14 protein-coding genes are annotated in these 14,638 nt (G+C 56.3%); 10 read left to right on the top strand and 4 right to left on the bottom strand.

What is annotated here, in order from left to right:
- Nucleotides 1–8: 8 nt before the first annotated feature.
- The 3 genes from rfbD to QP888_RS02625 form a co-directional block, all read right to left on the bottom strand.
- A complete protein-coding gene (rfbD, locus tag QP888_RS02615) occupies nucleotides 9–1,376 on the bottom strand; it encodes a dTDP-4-dehydrorhamnose reductase (protein WP_284811997.1) in 1,368 nt (455 codons plus the stop codon).
- Nucleotides 1,377–1,391: 15 nt separating this feature from the next.
- Nucleotides 1,392–2,387, bottom strand: a complete 996-nt coding sequence (rfbB, locus tag QP888_RS02620) for a dTDP-glucose 4,6-dehydratase (protein ID WP_284811998.1) — start codon at nucleotides 2,385–2,387, stop codon at nucleotides 1,392–1,394.
- A gap of 181 nt (nucleotides 2,388–2,568) precedes the next feature.
- Nucleotides 2,569–3,693: an alpha/beta hydrolase gene (locus QP888_RS02625; protein ID WP_284811999.1), complete on the bottom strand. Its 1,125-nt coding sequence runs from the start codon at nucleotides 3,691–3,693 to the stop codon at nucleotides 2,569–2,571.
- 692 nt (nucleotides 3,694–4,385) lie between these two features.
- Between QP888_RS02625 and lpdA the strand changes: the two genes are divergently transcribed.
- From lpdA to QP888_RS02675, 10 genes are all read left to right on the top strand, one after another.
- Nucleotides 4,386–5,813 (top strand): dihydrolipoyl dehydrogenase, encoded by a 1,428-nt coding sequence (gene lpdA / locus QP888_RS02630; RefSeq protein WP_284812000.1) that lies wholly within the window; start codon nucleotides 4,386–4,388, stop codon nucleotides 5,811–5,813.
- Nucleotides 5,814–5,832: 19 nt separating this feature from the next.
- Nucleotides 5,833–5,973 carry a hypothetical protein gene (locus QP888_RS02635; protein ID WP_284812001.1) on the top strand — a complete coding sequence of 47 codons (141 nt, stop codon included), beginning with the start codon at nucleotides 5,833–5,835 and terminating at the stop codon, nucleotides 5,971–5,973.
- A gap of 235 nt (nucleotides 5,974–6,208) precedes the next feature.
- The gene (locus tag QP888_RS02640; RefSeq protein WP_284812002.1) at nucleotides 6,209–6,964 is read left to right on the top strand and encodes a succinate dehydrogenase cytochrome b subunit; all 756 of its coding nucleotides are present in this window, start codon (nucleotides 6,209–6,211) and stop codon (nucleotides 6,962–6,964) included.
- A gap of 65 nt (nucleotides 6,965–7,029) precedes the next feature.
- Entirely contained in the window at nucleotides 7,030–9,039 is a 2,010-nt protein-coding gene (locus QP888_RS02645) for a fumarate reductase/succinate dehydrogenase flavoprotein subunit (protein ID WP_502869086.1), read from the top strand.
- Entirely contained in the window at nucleotides 9,039–9,788 is a 750-nt protein-coding gene (locus tag QP888_RS02650; protein WP_018121139.1) for a succinate dehydrogenase/fumarate reductase iron-sulfur subunit, read from the top strand. Before QP888_RS02645 ends, QP888_RS02650 begins: the two co-directional genes overlap by 1 nt.
- Nucleotides 9,789–9,927: 139 nt before the next feature.
- Nucleotides 9,928–10,296, top strand: a complete 369-nt coding sequence (locus QP888_RS02655; protein ID WP_284812003.1) for a hypothetical protein — start codon at nucleotides 9,928–9,930, stop codon at nucleotides 10,294–10,296.
- Nucleotides 10,297–10,491: 195 nt separating this feature from the next.
- Complete coding sequence (locus tag QP888_RS02660) at nucleotides 10,492–11,769, top strand: DUF445 domain-containing protein (RefSeq protein WP_284812157.1); 1,278 nt, start codon at nucleotides 10,492–10,494, stop codon at nucleotides 11,767–11,769.
- 134 nt (nucleotides 11,770–11,903) lie between these two features.
- Nucleotides 11,904–12,371 carry a hypothetical protein gene (locus QP888_RS02665; protein WP_284812004.1) on the top strand — a complete coding sequence of 156 codons (468 nt, stop codon included), beginning with the start codon at nucleotides 11,904–11,906 and terminating at the stop codon, nucleotides 12,369–12,371.
- Nucleotides 12,368–12,757: a DUF2516 family protein gene (locus QP888_RS02670; RefSeq protein WP_350338215.1), complete on the top strand. Its 390-nt coding sequence runs from the start codon at nucleotides 12,368–12,370 to the stop codon at nucleotides 12,755–12,757. The genes QP888_RS02665 and QP888_RS02670 overlap by 4 nt, the downstream gene beginning before the upstream one ends.
- A 3-nt stretch (nucleotides 12,758–12,760) precedes the next feature.
- Nucleotides 12,761–13,693 (top strand): hypothetical protein, encoded by a 933-nt coding sequence (locus tag QP888_RS02675; RefSeq protein ID WP_284812005.1) that lies wholly within the window; start codon nucleotides 12,761–12,763, stop codon nucleotides 13,691–13,693.
- On the opposite strand, the gene QP888_RS02680 is transcribed toward QP888_RS02675, so the two are convergent.
- Entirely contained in the window at nucleotides 13,690–14,616 is a 927-nt protein-coding gene (locus QP888_RS02680; protein ID WP_284812006.1) for an LmeA family phospholipid-binding protein, read from the bottom strand. The two genes, QP888_RS02675 and QP888_RS02680, sit on opposite strands and share 4 nt — an antisense overlap.
- Nucleotides 14,617–14,638: the final 22 nt, after the last annotated feature.

The raw sequence follows: 14,638 nt of genomic DNA on the forward strand, positions 1-14,638 counted from the left end.
GGGCGTGGCTAAGCCAGATAGAGCGCGAGGCTGGCCCGCCAATTACTGGGCTGAAAGCCCGTGGCTTTGATCTTGCTCAGGTCCAAGGTCGATTCTGCCGGGCGTCGGGCCGGATCACCTCCGTATTCTTGGCTGGTGACAGGCGTGATGTCAGCAGGGTCGCCGCCACAGGCAATGAAGGTGGCCATGGCGATCTCATCGCGGGAAGCAGTATCGCCATCCGAACTCACGTTGTACACGCCATAGGGGGCGTTGGTGTCTAACAAATGCATGATGCCATGGGCTAGGTCCTGGGCGTAGGTGGGGCGGCCACGCTGGTCGCATACGACCTTGGGCTTTTTTCCGGCACGGGCGAGAGTAGCCATGGTGGCAATGAAATTTCCGCCGTCGCCAAAAACCCAAGAAGTACGGATGACGTAATGCCGTGGGGTGGTTTGCGCTGCGGTATCCCCGGCGGCTTTGCTGGCACCGTAGGCAGAAAGTGGCGAGGCGGTTTCGTTTTCTGTGTGGATCTCGCGTTGGCCATCGAAAATATAATCCGAGGACACGTGTACCAATGTGAGGTTGTGCTCATTGGCGATAGCCGCGAGTTTAGCTGGAGCGTCGGCGTTGACTGCCCAGGCGCCCGCCCGATCGGTTTCGGCACCGTTGACGTCGTTATAGGCAGCAGTATTAATGATCGCTTGGTATTGTCGCCAATCCCGGGCCGGGGGAGCGGTGATATCGAATTCTTCGTGTGTACAGAATTCGACGTTGGTGCGGTCGTGCACAATGGAGCGCAAGGCCCTACCGAGTTGACCGTTGGCGCCGGTCACCAAGATTTTCCGGGGCGGCATCGGGGTGGCGTCGGCAAGCTGCGGGTGCTGTCGATCTTTGTCGGAAATCTCGCTTGGTTCCAGCGGCCAGTCGATCATATCCAGGTTGACACTGGTGTAGTCGGCATCGGGAGAATAATGATCGTTGACCAGGTAGGTGTAGCTTGTGGCGTCGTGCAGAGACTGGAAGCCATTGGCGACGCCGCGCGGAACGAACACGGCAGTATTTGGCTCGATTTGTTGAGTGACGGTCGCGCCAAACGTCGGCGAGCCCTCCCGCAGGTCACACCACGCGCCGAAGACAGCACCTGTGGCCACAGACACGAACTTATCCCAGGGTTCGGCGTGTAAACCGCGGGTGACACCGGCCTTTTCGTTAAAGGAAATATTGTTTTGCACGGGGCCAAAATCGGGTACCCCGGCAGCCACGAAAGCGTGCCGCTGCCAGTTCTCTTTGAACCAGCCACGGGCATCTTTATGTAGATCGAGCTTAATAATCAGCAGGCCTTCGATAGCGGTGTCCTGTACCCGTGCTTGCTTGTCTTTCAAATCCTGCCCCATGTGTTCTGACACTGGTTATTGCTCTCGCTTTGCGTAGTTGTTTTCCACTGCTTCTTTGACACCCCGCCACCAGCTTTCATGCGTGTGGTACCAGTCGATAGTGCGCTCTAGCCCGGCACGCAAATCCGTGTATTCGGGTTTCCAGCCCAATTCGGTGATGATTTTTGTGGGATTGATGGCATAGCGTTGGTCGTGTCCGGGGCGGTCAGCGACGTGCACAAAGCCGGTGGCACCGTCGGCTGCCATAAGCTCGCAAATGAGCTGGATGACTGAAAGGTTGCTGGCTTCGCCGTGGGCGCCAATGTTGTAGGTCTCACCGATCCGGCCACGTTCCAGGATTGTGTGTACGGCTCGGTTGTGGTCGTCGACATGGATCCAGTCTCGCACCTGCGCGCCGGTGCCATAAAGCTTTGGGGTGCGGCCAGATAGAATATTGGTGATTTGCCGCGGAATGAACTTTTCGATGTGCTGGTAGGCGCCATAATTATTGGAGCAGTTCGAGATCGTGGCGCGGATGCCGAAGGAACGCACCCAGGCGCGAACGAGGTGGTCGGAGCCTGCTTTTGTTGCAGAATATGGACTGGAAGGCCGGTAGGCGGTGGCCTCGGAGAACTTCTCGTTGGAATCCAGAGCGAGATCGCCGAAAACTTCGTCGGTGGAGATGTGGTGGAAACGTTTATCGTATTTCCGCACTGCCTCGAGCAAGCAATACGTGCCGATGAGGTTGGTGTGTACAAAGGGTGAGGGATCACGCAGGGAATTATCGTTGTGAGACTCGGCAGCAAAATGCACCACGGTATCGGCTCGTTGGACCAGCTTGTCGACGAGCGCTGCATCCGCGATATCGCCAACGACTAGCTCGCAGTCAGTTCCTTTCAGGGACTCGCGGTTGCCGGAATAGGTCAGTTTATCCAACACGATGAGGTGGATATCGGGATAGAGCTTGCGGGTCAGGTGCACAAAATTGGCGCCAATGAACCCGGCACCGCCGGTGACAAGCATGGTGGGCATGCCACTAGTTTAGGGCAGGTGCGGTGGCTAGCAATCGACGGTGGCACACGGCTGTCTCTATAACACGAAAAGACCACAATGACCTGTTGCGGGCCGATTGTGGTCTGTTGATCCAGCACTGCTATCTCATGCTGTCTGTAGTGCTGGTGCTAGTCGTGCTGCTTAGTCTTCGCTATGCGCGTTAGTCTTCGATGCCGAATGCGTGCGCAAAGGTTGGCCACGAGGCGCGCAGGTCATCTTGCCAGTAGGACCAAGTGTGCGTGCCAACTGCTGGTTGGTGGTGGTGCACCGGAATGTCCAAGTGGTTGAGCTTGGCGACGAGGCGGTGGGTGCAGGCGTTGGTGACAGCTTCGATTCCGCCACCGACGATCGCGAAGTTGGCCTGGTTGGCCGAAAGAGCATTTTCTGGGATTCCCTGGGCACGCATCCCCTGTGCGGTTTCGCGTTCCCCCATCAATCCGGTGGCATTCGAAACGTAGATCGCAGTGCCACGCAGGAATTCAGCCTGCAACAGGGCATCATTTTCCAGCGCACGCTGTGAACCCATGGGGCCCCAGATCTGGTCTGGGTGAGCATTGCCGCGGTTGGCAGTCACTCTGACAGCCGCGCGTCCCAATGGAGAGTTGGTTTCAGCACAACCAGAGAACGAGCCGGTGGCATCGAACATGCCTGGGTTGTGTGCGGCGAGTAGCAGCGAGCTGGTGGCAGACATCGACATGCCGGCGATGCCACGCTTCCCGTTGGCGCCCAAGTAATCCTCGATTGGTCCAGGAAGCTCGTTGATGAGGAAGGTTTCCCACTTTTGTGGGCCCTGCAGATACTTGCTACCGGTAGGGATTTCGTTCCAGTCAGTGTAGTAAGAAAAAGCACCGCGCATGGGGATGACAACGTTGATGTTCTTGTCTAGGTAGAAATCAACTGCATCGGTTTGCGCGATCCAGTTGGCGGACTGTTCGCCACCACCGGCACCGTTAAGCAGATATAGGGTTGGACGCGGGCCAGCAGATTCATCAGCCTTGATGGTTACCACGGGGATCTTGCGATCCATGGAAGGAGAATACACCGTGACTTCCCGTACACGGTCACCCTTTTCTGCAATGACTTGGCGCCAAGTCTCGTCCTTGAATTCTGGTGGAAGAATTTCTTCACTGATAGTGCCAGCCGGAATGGAGTTTTCGGCGGCTGGCTGGTGAGCAGCATCGTGAGCGATATCAACCTGTGGGGCGGGCTGTGCAATTCCCGAGACTGGGCTCAGCGCTAGTGTGCTGATGGCAGCGGCGGTAATAGCGACGTTGCGAAGTTTCATGCGCGATCCTTACACAATGTGAAGACTTAAGCGGTGAAGAATTAAACGTGGAAACGTAAAACTCACTAACAGTAGGATAGTAGCTTAGCGTATGCATAAATGTGAAGAACATGTCTGCTGTCTGCGTGTGCTGACGAAGTTACCGTGCGCGTTGGCGGATTCGTGATAATACTGCGTCAAGTTCATGAAATGTCAAGTTCATGAAATATTCTTGCAGTGGCGCAGAGCTTGGCATAGGCTAAGTTTTGCTTCACCCAGTGGGTGTTGTTTTCTGTTGCTTGCTGGCTTCTTTTTCTGGCAGCGCCAGTAGATCTGGCGGTGTCGTAGACAATACGGACACAACGCTAGGGATGTCGTACGGTATGCAGAAAATATCTAAACCCGAATCAGACCTGAAAGAGTATTGCTAATGCAGATAGATAATTTGATCGTGATGGCCAACAATGTCTTCGGCCCGGCTGTCCACGAGTTTTTTGCCGGTTTGTCACAGCTGAGTGCTGAATTGAGCCTCATCTAATAGCTGAACTTGCCGTCCAGTTAGCGTCGTTGTTGCCACTATGGCAAGAGCCCACCAGAGGCAGCGATGTAAGAAATTAGCGACGTAAGAAATTATATGGTGCACCTGCGGTGGCTCCGATCAAGTCTCGGAGTTTCTTCCCGCAGGTGCTTTCACATGTTCCCAGCAATTACGTATGCTGGAAGGCGTGACTAAAGAACATTATGATCTCGTTGTACTCGGCGCCGGACCAGGCGGATACGTTGCCGCCATCCGCGCTGCCCAGCTAGGCAAGAAAGTTGCCGTCGTCGAAAAGCAGTACTGGGGCGGAGTGTGCCTCAATGTGGGCTGTATCCCGTCGAAGGCACTGCTGAAGAATGCTGAGGTTGCCCACACTTTCAACCACGAGGCCAAGGATTTTGGCATCTCTGGTGATGTTTCCTTCGATTTTTCGACCGCGCATCAGCGTTCGCGGAAGGTATCGAAGAAGATCGTCGGTGGAATCCACTACCTGATGAAGAAAAACAAAATCCAGGAGATCAACGGCCTGGGGCATTTCAAAGATGCCAAGACCATTGAGGTGAAAGAAGGCGATGACGAGGGCAAGACTCTGACCTTCGATGACTGCATCATCGCTACCGGTTCCGTCGTCAAGACTCTGCCTGGCATTGAGCTGGGCGGCAACATTGTTTCTTATGAAGAACAAATCCTGAACGAGGAAGCACCAGATTCCATCGTTATCGTTGGTGCTGGCGCCATTGGTATGGAGTTTGCTTATGTTTTGGCGAACTATGGCGTCGACGTGACCGTCGTAGAGTTTATGGACCGCGTGCTGCCTAATGAAGATGCAGACGTGTCGAAGGAAATCGCGAAGCAGTATAAGAAGCTCGGCGTCAAGCTGCTCACCAGCTACAAGACCACCTCTGTGAAGGACAATGGCGACAACGTCACCGTTGAGGTGGAATCCAAAGATGGCAAGAAGCAAGATACTCTGACTGTCGATCGCTGCTTAGTTGCGGTTGGTTTCGCTCCACGTGTTGAGGGCTTTGGTCTGGAAAACACTGGTGTAGAGCTGACTGAGCGCGGCGCGATCGCTATCGACGAGCGCATGCGTACCAACGTGGATGGCATTTACGCCATTGGTGACGTCACCGCGAAACTCCAGCTGGCGCACGTTGCTGAGGCGCAAGGCGTGGTTGCGGCAGAGACCATTGGTGGCGTCGAAACCCAAGAATTGGGTGACTACCAGATGATGCCACGCGCCACCTTCTGCAACCCTCAGGTTGCTTCCTTTGGTTACACGGAAGAAGCCGCCAAGGAGAAATGGCCAGACCGCGACATCAAGGTTGCCACGTTCCCGTTCTCGGCTAACGGTAAGGCTCTTGGGTTGAATGAGTCCGCTGGTTTCACCAAGCTCGTTGCCGATGGTGAATTCGGCGAGTTGCTCGGTGCCCACCTGGTTGGCTCCAACGTTTCCGAGCTGCTGCCACAGTTGACGCTCGCACAGCGCTTTGACCTGACCGCAGGCGAAATCGCGCGCAACGTGCACACCCACCCAACGCTGTCTGAAGGAATGAAAGAAGTCGCTCACAGCGTTGCTGACGGCCATATGATTAACCTTTAAGATTTGCTGTAATTATTCGGTGGCGAAGGATCTCGCGTTAGATCCACACTTCGGCCGCTCTACCGTACTTGTCGACGGTGGGGTGGCCGTTTCGCGTGTGATGGGGGAAACCTGCGATACTGATCAAAAGTTTGACACAGTATGGGTGAATGCTGGCTAGCTAAAAAATTACTGTGAGTAAAGTCATATAACTTGTGGTTAAGTGATGGATCCAGGCTGGCTTGCAGCTAAGGGGCGTGGCAGTAGCGATATTGCTGTTGTGGTTTTAAGCCAAGCCTCACATAAAGCACCCCCGAAAATGTGGCCAAGTTAGGCTAAAAACGCACCCAGCGCGGTATTTTGGTTCGCGTCAACACCCCCGATCGCCGTATGGTTATAGCGACAATGGAGGTGCCATGACAATAAAGAATCCTGATCGTGAGGCAATCGCCCACGGAAAAATCTCGAACGAAAAAATTCGTGAATCGCCAGCGGTCCCAACTTGGGCTATCAAGCTGATTATGGCGATCACTGGCCTGTTATTTGTGCTGTTTACGGTCGGGCATATGGCCGGAAACTTGAAGCTGTACGCCCCAGCACACGACGGTGTACCAGCCCTTGATGAATATGGTGAGTTCCTCCGGAGCATTGGTTCGCCATTGCTGCCGGAAGAAGCATTCCTGTGGGGCTTCCGTCTCGTCTTGTTGGCTGCGCTGATTCTGCACGTTTGGGGTGCATTTGCCCTGATCAGCCGCGCAAAGCAATCCCGCGGTAAATTCAACCGCACCAACTTGATGGGTGGTGTAGATTCCTTTGCTACCCGCACCATGCTGGTTACCGGCTTGTTTATTCTGCTGTTCGTGTGCTTCCACTTGCTGGACCTCACCTTGGGTGTCGCACCAGCTGCGACCGAACAGTTCGTCCACGGTGATGTGCATGCCAACATGATTGCTACTTTCAGCCGTTGGCCAGTCACCATCTTTTATGTGGTTGCCATGTGCTTGCTGTTCCTGCACATGTCTCACGGCATTCGCTTGGCCGTCTCAGATTTGGGTGTTACGGGTCTGAAATGGCGTCAGACTTTTGTGGTGATTGCTTATGTCATTCCAGCAGTGGTTGTCATCGGCAACATCGTCATGCCTTTGTCCGTCCTGTTTGGTTGGGTGAGCTAGAACGCCGCCAAGCGCTGACGTAGTTCACGCGCCGAAAAGTTCTAGCCTGATCAGAAAGTTAGATTATGAGCAACACTGATACTTCGACTCGTAAAGAGTTCCGCCAGCCAGACTCTATCGTCGATGGGGTCACCCCAGGCGACATCCTGGACAACGCGGAACCAAAGGGCGTTCCCATGCGGGATATGTGGAATTACCACAAAGACCACATGAACTTGGTCTCCCCGCTGAACCGCCGTAAATTCACTGTCCTGATCGTCGGTACCGGCCTGTCCGGTGGCGCAGCCGCCGCGGCACTTGGCGAGCTCGGCTACGACGTGAAGGTCTTCTCCTACCATGACTCGCCTCGTCGTGCGCACTCCATTGCTGCACAGGGTGGTGTCAACTCCGCGCGAGGTAAGAAAGTCGACAACGACTCGGCTTACCGCCACGTGAAAGACACCGTTAAGGGTGGAGACTACCGCTGTCGTGAGTCTGACTGCTGGCGCTTGGCGCTGGAATCCGGCCGCGTTATCGACCACATGAACGCCATTGGTGCTCCATTCGCCCGTGAGTACGGCGGAACCCTGGCAACCCGTTCCTTCGGTGGTGTGCAGGTCTCCCGTACCTATTACACCCGTGGTCAAACCGGCCAGCAGCTGCAGCTGTCGACTACCTCGGCCCTGTACCGCCAGATCGGCCTGGGCAACGTCGAAATGTTTGCGCATCACGACATGCAGGACATCATCGTCCGCGACATCGATGGTGTGAAGCACTGCGACGGCATCGTCACCCGTAACCTGATCGACGGTGAGATCAAGGCTTTCACTGGCCACGCAACTGTCATCGCGACTGGCGGTTACGGCAACGTCTACCACATGTCGACGCTGGCCAAGAACTCGAACGCAGGCGCCATGATGCGTGCCTACGAGCGGGGCGCTTACCTGGCATCGCCTGCGTATATCCAGTTCCACCCAACTGGCCTGCCAGTCAACTCCACCTGGCAGTCGAAGACGACGCTGATGTCGGAATCGCTGCGTAACGACGGCCGCATCTGGTCGCCAAAGACAGAAGGCGACGACCGCGACCCGAACTCCATTCCAGAGGACGAGCGCGACTACTTCTTGGAGCGCCGCTACCCGGCATTCGGTAACTTGGTCCCTCGTGACGTTGCCTCCCGCGCACTGTCACAACAGATCAACGCTGGCTTGGGCGTCGGCCCAATGCAGAACTCCTGCTACCTGGACTTCCGCGACGCCATCGAGCGTTTGGGTAAAGAGACCGTGCGCGCGCGTTACTCCAACCTGTTCCAGATGTATGAAGAGTCCATTGGTGAAGACCCGTACGAGACCCCGATGCGTATTGCACCGACCTGCCACTTCACCATGGGTGGTCTATGGACGGACTTCAACGAGATGACGTCCATCGACGGCTTGTTTGCTGCCGGTGAGGCTTCCTGGACTTACCATGGCGCGAACCGTCTGGGCGCTAACTCGCTGCTGTCGGCTTCGGTTGATGGCTGGTTCACCCTGCCGTTCACCATCCCGAACTACCTAGCAGAGCACCTGGGCGAAGAAAAACTCTCCGAGGATTCCGCAGAAGCACAGGAAGTCGTCGAAGAGGTTAAGGATCGCCTGAACCGCCTGATGAGCATCGAAGGCAAAGACCCACACGGTGCTGAGCACTACCACCGCCAGCTCGGCGAGATCCTTTACTGGGGTTGTGGTGTGTCGCGTAACGTCGAGGACCTGAAGACATCGATCGAGAAAATCCGCGAAATCCGTCGCGATTTCTGGGCCAACGTTCGTGTGACCGGTCAGCTGCACGACATGAACCAGGACCTGGAATACGCACAGCGCGTAGCCGACTACCTCGACCTCGGCGAACTGATGTGCATTGACGCGCTGGACCGTGACGAGTCTGCTGGTGCACACTACCGTGATGATCACCTTTCCGAAGACGGTGAGGCAGAACGTGACGACGAAAACTGGTGCTTCGTTTCTGCATGGCAGCCAAACGGCCCAGAGAAGTTCATCCGCCACGCCGATCCTCTGTACTTCGACTCGATTCCGCTGATGACAAGGAACTACAAGTAATGAAATTGACACTTGAAGTCTGGCGTCAGGCCGGACCTACGCAAGAAGGCAGCTTCGAGACCGTTCAGGTCGACGACGCCGTCGAGCAGATGTCCATCCTGGAGCTGTTGGATCACGTCAACACCGGACGCATCGAAGAAAACAAAGAACCATTCGCATTTGCCTCCGACTGCCGTGAGGGCATCTGCGGTACCTGTGGCTTGCTGATCAACGGACGCCCACACGGCCCAGGCCAGAACACCCCGGCTTGTCAGCAGCGTCTGTTCCAGTTCAACGATGGCGATACCCTGCGTCTGGAGCCACTGCGTTCCGCCGCATTCCCCGTTATCAAAGACATGGTCGTTGACCGTTCCGCACTGGACGACATCATGCACCAGGGTGGCTACGTCTCCATGGATGCTGGTACTGCACCGGATGCCGATACCCTGCTGCAGAACTCGCAAGATAACGAAATCGCACTGGACCACGCAGCCTGCATTGGCTGTGGTGCTTGTGTGGCGGCCTGCCCAAACGGAGCTGCCCACCTGTTCACCGGTGCCAAGCTAGTGCATCTGTCGATGTCGCCGCTCGGTGCCAAGGAACGCGGCAAGCGTGCCCGCAACATGGTCGACGAGCTCGAGCAGAACTTCGGTGGCTGCTCCCTGTACGGCGAGTGCGCTGATGTATGCCCAGCAGGCATCCCACTGACTGCTGTTTCGGCTGTCACCCGCGAACGTGCTCGTGCGGCTTTCCGTTCGAAGGACGACTAAGACGAATACGAAAGTGCCGACGCGGCGTGTGATGTGCAGCGATTTTGCTTGTGCAGACACAGTTCGGCACCACTTTTGCTGGCAGCACATCTAGACTAGAGTTGTCACTAGTGATACAGAAGAAAGGCTTTGGCACCCCATGAGCACCAATGAACAAGTAGCGGACTTCGCTGCGGAGACCTACCCTAGCTACTCGCAGGAACTGCACCACAGCTACATCGAGGGCTACAACCCAGTGTCGCTGGCTGCGCCGCACTCGTCGCTGTTGCGTAATTCGACGTGGATCGGCATGGGTCTTCTCGTTAGCTTTTTCCCATTCGCCGGTACCCTCATTTGGGGAATCAGCACCGGCATCTGGGATCAGGGCACTGCAGCTAATTACTCCACTATTTTGACCATCATTGGCGCCATTGGTGTTGTTGTTACTTTGGTCGGTGGTTTTGGTTCGATCCACTTTGGCCGCCGGTACTACCGCCAATACGTGAAGGAAACCGGCCGCACCTCCTAACGCGCCTTTCCTCCTGCCAGCCTCGCCCCGCACCTGCTAGATGCTTACCGCGTCTAGGCAGGGCGGGGCTTTTCGTAGCTTTATTCGGAAGCTGCCACCCTAGCCTGTCGAGACCTGGAGTTCATTGACCATATGAGTACCCCGCAACATCGCGCCCGCCCGAGCGCGAGCACTACCCGCCCGAGCGCTAGCACTATGCCAGGGTTTAGCTCTGGGCCGACAGACGCACAACGGGCAGCGGAATTACGCAAGCACAAGATATTCGTCACCGGTTTGTTGGTACTGGCTGCAGCCGTATTCTTGGCCTGTTCCTGGTGGCAAAGCCAACCCGGTTCCACCCCGGCATGGGTGGGCTACGTTCGTGCCGCAGCAGAAGCCGGCATGGTCGGTGGCCTTGCGGACTGGTTCGCGGTTACAGCGTTGTTTCGGCACCCCATGGGGTTGCCGATCCCGCACACAGCCCTGATTCGCAAGAAAAAAGACCAGTTGGGTGATTCGCTGTCGCAGTTCGTCGGCGATAACTTCCTGAATGCAGAGCTAATTACCTCAAAGGTGCGCGAGGCCAAGCTGCCGGAATGGCTGGGGAAGTGGCTGAGTGAGGGAGAGAATGCAGCAAAGGTCTCCCGTGAGGCTGGAAAACTCACCACCAATATTGTGCGTGCGGTCGATGCGCAGGAAGCGGAGCAACTGATCCAAACGCACCTGATCGATAAGGCAACCGAACCAATCTGGGGCCCGCCATTGGGGCGCACGCTTGATTCGCTGATTGATGAGGGAAAGCTAGAACCAGCGGTTGATGAGATCGTGACCTGGGCGAAAAACAAGATCGATGATTCGGAAGACTCCATCATCACCCTGATCAACGATCGCATGCCGACGTGGGCGCCGCGTTTTGCTCGCCAGTTGGTGGGCGAAAAAGTTTTCCGCGAAATGGCGTCGTTTATCCGCGAGGTAGAAGCTGACCAGCACCATCCCGCGCGGAAATCCATCCGGAAAGGCCTGCGGCAGTTGGCGTATGACCTGCAATTTGATGGCACTATGATTAGCCGAGTCGAAGATTGGAAGGCCGATGTGCAAGGCTCCCGTGCGGTACGCGCACTGCCTGCCATGCTGTGGGAGAAAGGCTCGGCGGGCTTGATCGCTGCCGCTGAAGACCCAGATTCCACCTTGCGACGCAAGATCGTCGAACTGTGTGTTCGTTGGGGGGAAAATATCCAATCTGATGCCGAGTTGCGCACGTCATTGGATCGCCGCATCAACTCTGCGGTGGAGTTTTTGGCGAATAGTTATTCCTCGGAGGTCACCGGAATTATTTCTGAAACCATCGCGCGCTGGGATGCTGATGAGGCCAGCGAAAAGATTGAGCTCATGGTGGGCAAAGACCTGCAGTTTATCCGTTTGAATGGCACGGTGGTTGGTGCGCTTGCGGGGCTGGTTATCTACACTGTCAATCAAGTACTTTTCGGTGCCTAAATTGGTCGAAGTACTTAACCTGATGGAGCACTGACGACGCGTCGTTGGAACGTCGTTGGAACGCCGTTGGAACGCCGTTGGGACACTGACAAAGCACAGACGTAGCGCACACGAAGCAATGATGGAGCAGAGCAATGACTGATAAACGTCAACGATTTTCTACTAGCGAGATTGTCGAGTCACTGAAAGACACAGGTTCGCGGGTCCGTTCCGTGGCAAGTGAATTCACCGGTAACGCCGCCGAGAATTACCGGGCCCGGGGCACAGCCGAGACCGTAAAGAATGCTGCCCGGCAAACCGTGCGTGACTTCCGCGGCATCGAAAGTGTCGAAGATGCAAAGGACACAGGGGCAAAGTTGTGGAAACGAGGCAAGCACCTGGGCCGCGAGTTTAGTTCTGGTCTGAGTGATGCCGTCGGCAAGACCCGCAGCAGTGAGGCTGCACGTACAGGCACCAAAGGTGCAACCGGTGAGCACGCGGGTACGACGAATGACGGGCGGCCACGTATCATTGAGGGCGAAGTTATTGACGTTGATGGGCAGAAAGTCAACGGCCAGAGCTCATCCGACAGATCATTCCCGAGGAAAACCCAGAACCCATGATTGTTGACGTATTATCGCAAGCCAGCCTCGCCGCCGAGCACACCCACCATGTGGCACAGTTGCCGCCGAGTGGCCCAACGCTGGAGCCGTGGCAGCAGAACCTGTTTAGCGGCGTGTTTTGGCTGCAGCAGGGACTGTATTCATTGGTGGCCATCGCCGGCCTGGTGGGGGCGATTTCTGCGGCCATGACGCGTGACGACGCCTTCGATGCGGATTCCCGGCAGTCGAAAATGGTTTGGGTCGCGATGTTGGCTGGTTCGGCGTTTATCGTGCCGATGCCCATTCCGATTTTGCCGTGGGTCGGTATGGTGGTTATCGGTATCTACTGGTTTGATGTCCGGCCGTCGCTGAAGGCGCTCATTAACGGTGAGTATCGCTGGGATTAGTTGATGGAAGACAACTGGCTGCACCGGTTTTTGGCGTGGGACTTTCGTCCCGCGCATTTTTGTCTTAACGACGTGCGCGCTGGGGTGCCTGCCGCGATCGCCGCTGGTATCGGCGCGATTGTGGTCAGCCCGAATCACGTGGCGACGGCTGCGAAAGCACTGGATAAATATATTCGACAAAACCACGCTGGTCCGGAGAGCAACGCTGGTCGGGAGAGCAACGCTGGTGTGGATGCCAACGACGGCGCGGGAGATACCGATGAGTCCACGGTGCTGACCATCATCGCGGCGGTGGGGTTTCCCACTGGCCGACATCATATCTTGGTAAAAGCATCGGAGGCGAGACTTGCGATTTCCCAAGGCGCGCACCGAATATGGGCGTGCGTTGATACCAGTACCGCTGATGCCAACGCTGCACTCAGTGACATGATTAGTTTGCGGGAGGCAGTACCGTATCCAGCTCACTTAGGAATCGTGGTTCCGGATTATGCCGGACTACCACCTAGCGGCGCTGAGCTGAATTCCGATGCGCGTGCTAGTGCCCAGCAGTGCAGCGAATTGGTCTCTACCTGTGAGTTCGCGAAGGTGGACCAGTTGGTGGTAATGCCCCCGGAACAATCTTTTGCTCCTGCAGCCACGAGAATACCTGCAGCCACGAAAATGCCTGCCGTCACGGGGCTGCTAGCAGCCGCGCAACAATTGCCCGACCGGATCCCCACGGTCCTCGACGCGGGGGCAGGCAGGGCAGCAAGCACAGAGCAGAATGGTTGCCAGCAATCTGCATCACCGTCGGCGTCTTCGTTGGCGGAATGGTTAGTGGCTGAATCCGCGGATTTGGCGGCAAACAAAAAGGCCCTAGAAAAAGGAGAAACCGCCAAGCAAATCTTGGCGGTGGTGCCGGTGGACCCGGAAGACGTACGAGCTGTCAGCTCCTAAGTGTTTCGGGCTGGCGCGTCGGAGTTACTGCCGGAAGCGCTGCCAGCTTTGGAACCAGCACCAGTACCAGTACCAGCGCGAGCACCAGTACCAGCATCTGCTGCACCCGTGCCCGGTTCCGCGTTGAGCTCTTTGCTCATGTGCGAAGGGTTCACGTTGTGACCTTCGAGCGTGATGACTAAGCCCTGATCATTGAATTCAACCGCTGTGATATCCAACTGCCCACCGGTGGCCTCATGCAGGTTTTGGTTCAAGGAATTCGCGATGCCGTCGGCAGCGCCATCAGGAAGTGAGAAGCCCAGTACCTTCGCCTCGGAGGCGTCGAAAGCTATGTTGCCGTTGGCGTCGACAAGCGGGCGCAGCGTCAGGTTTGCAGCCCCAGATAAGAATTGCACGGTGATGGTCTCGGCTTCGTGATCAGTGGTGATGCCGGAGACCACGATGTCACCCAAAAATCCGACCCCGCCGAGCTGCTCGCGCAAGCCTTCCTGGATGGAGTGGGTGAGGTAGTCGTCGGGAAGGTCCGAGCGGGTGCGCAAAAACTCCGCCTCGCGCGATTTCAGGGCCATGGATTCCATGTGCACGTGCGAGGCGGGCATTCCCTTGTAGTTGCCCTCGGGATCCTGCTGCAGCGTAGACGGGGTATCGATGTTGACTTCGTTGAGCTTACCGCCGATCAACCCAAATAACACCGGGCTGGAGCCGAAGGAAACCTCGGGATCTTCGGTCATTTCGATGCCTTGAGCTTCGATGTCTTCGCGGAAACTTGAGCGCAGCTGTTGGCTAATGAAATAACGCGCACCAAATTCCGCCACCAACACCAGGACCAATAGGGCCACCAAGACGGCGACGATGACTTTCCAGGCGGTTGCGGCGGATGATTTAGCTTGAGAGTTAGCAGGCACTTGAGAGCTAGATGGCATAGGCACAGTCTAGCGTGAGACG

It is taken from the genome of Corynebacterium sp. MSK297 (assembly GCF_030232885.1).
Taxonomy (GTDB): domain Bacteria; phylum Actinomycetota; class Actinomycetes; order Mycobacteriales; family Mycobacteriaceae; genus Corynebacterium.

Coding starts and splice junctions, on each gene's coding strand:
- rfbD (WP_284811997.1), bottom strand. CDS start 1,376: ATGGGGCAGGATTTGAAAGACAAGCAAGCACGGGTACAGGACACCGCT.
- rfbB (WP_284811998.1), bottom strand. CDS start 2,387: ATGCCCACCATGCTTGTCACCGGCGGTGCCGGGTTCATTGGCGCCAAT.
- QP888_RS02625 (WP_284811999.1), bottom strand. CDS start 3,693: ATGAAACTTCGCAACGTCGCTATTACCGCCGCTGCCATCAGCACACTA.
- lpdA (WP_284812000.1), top strand. CDS start 4,386: ATGCTGGAAGGCGTGACTAAAGAACATTATGATCTCGTTGTACTCGGC.
- QP888_RS02640 (WP_284812002.1), top strand. CDS start 6,209: ATGACAATAAAGAATCCTGATCGTGAGGCAATCGCCCACGGAAAAATC.
- QP888_RS02645 (WP_502869086.1), top strand. CDS start 7,030: ATGAGCAACACTGATACTTCGACTCGTAAAGAGTTCCGCCAGCCAGAC.
- QP888_RS02650 (WP_018121139.1), top strand. CDS start 9,039: ATGAAATTGACACTTGAAGTCTGGCGTCAGGCCGGACCTACGCAAGAA.
- QP888_RS02655 (WP_284812003.1), top strand. CDS start 9,928: ATGAGCACCAATGAACAAGTAGCGGACTTCGCTGCGGAGACCTACCCT.
- QP888_RS02660 (WP_284812157.1), top strand. CDS start 10,492: ATGCCAGGGTTTAGCTCTGGGCCGACAGACGCACAACGGGCAGCGGAA.
- QP888_RS02665 (WP_284812004.1), top strand. CDS start 11,904: ATGACTGATAAACGTCAACGATTTTCTACTAGCGAGATTGTCGAGTCA.
- QP888_RS02670 (WP_350338215.1), top strand. CDS start 12,368: ATGATTGTTGACGTATTATCGCAAGCCAGCCTCGCCGCCGAGCACACC.
- QP888_RS02675 (WP_284812005.1), top strand. CDS start 12,761: ATGGAAGACAACTGGCTGCACCGGTTTTTGGCGTGGGACTTTCGTCCC.
- QP888_RS02680 (WP_284812006.1), bottom strand. CDS start 14,616: ATGCCATCTAGCTCTCAAGTGCCTGCTAACTCTCAAGCTAAATCATCC.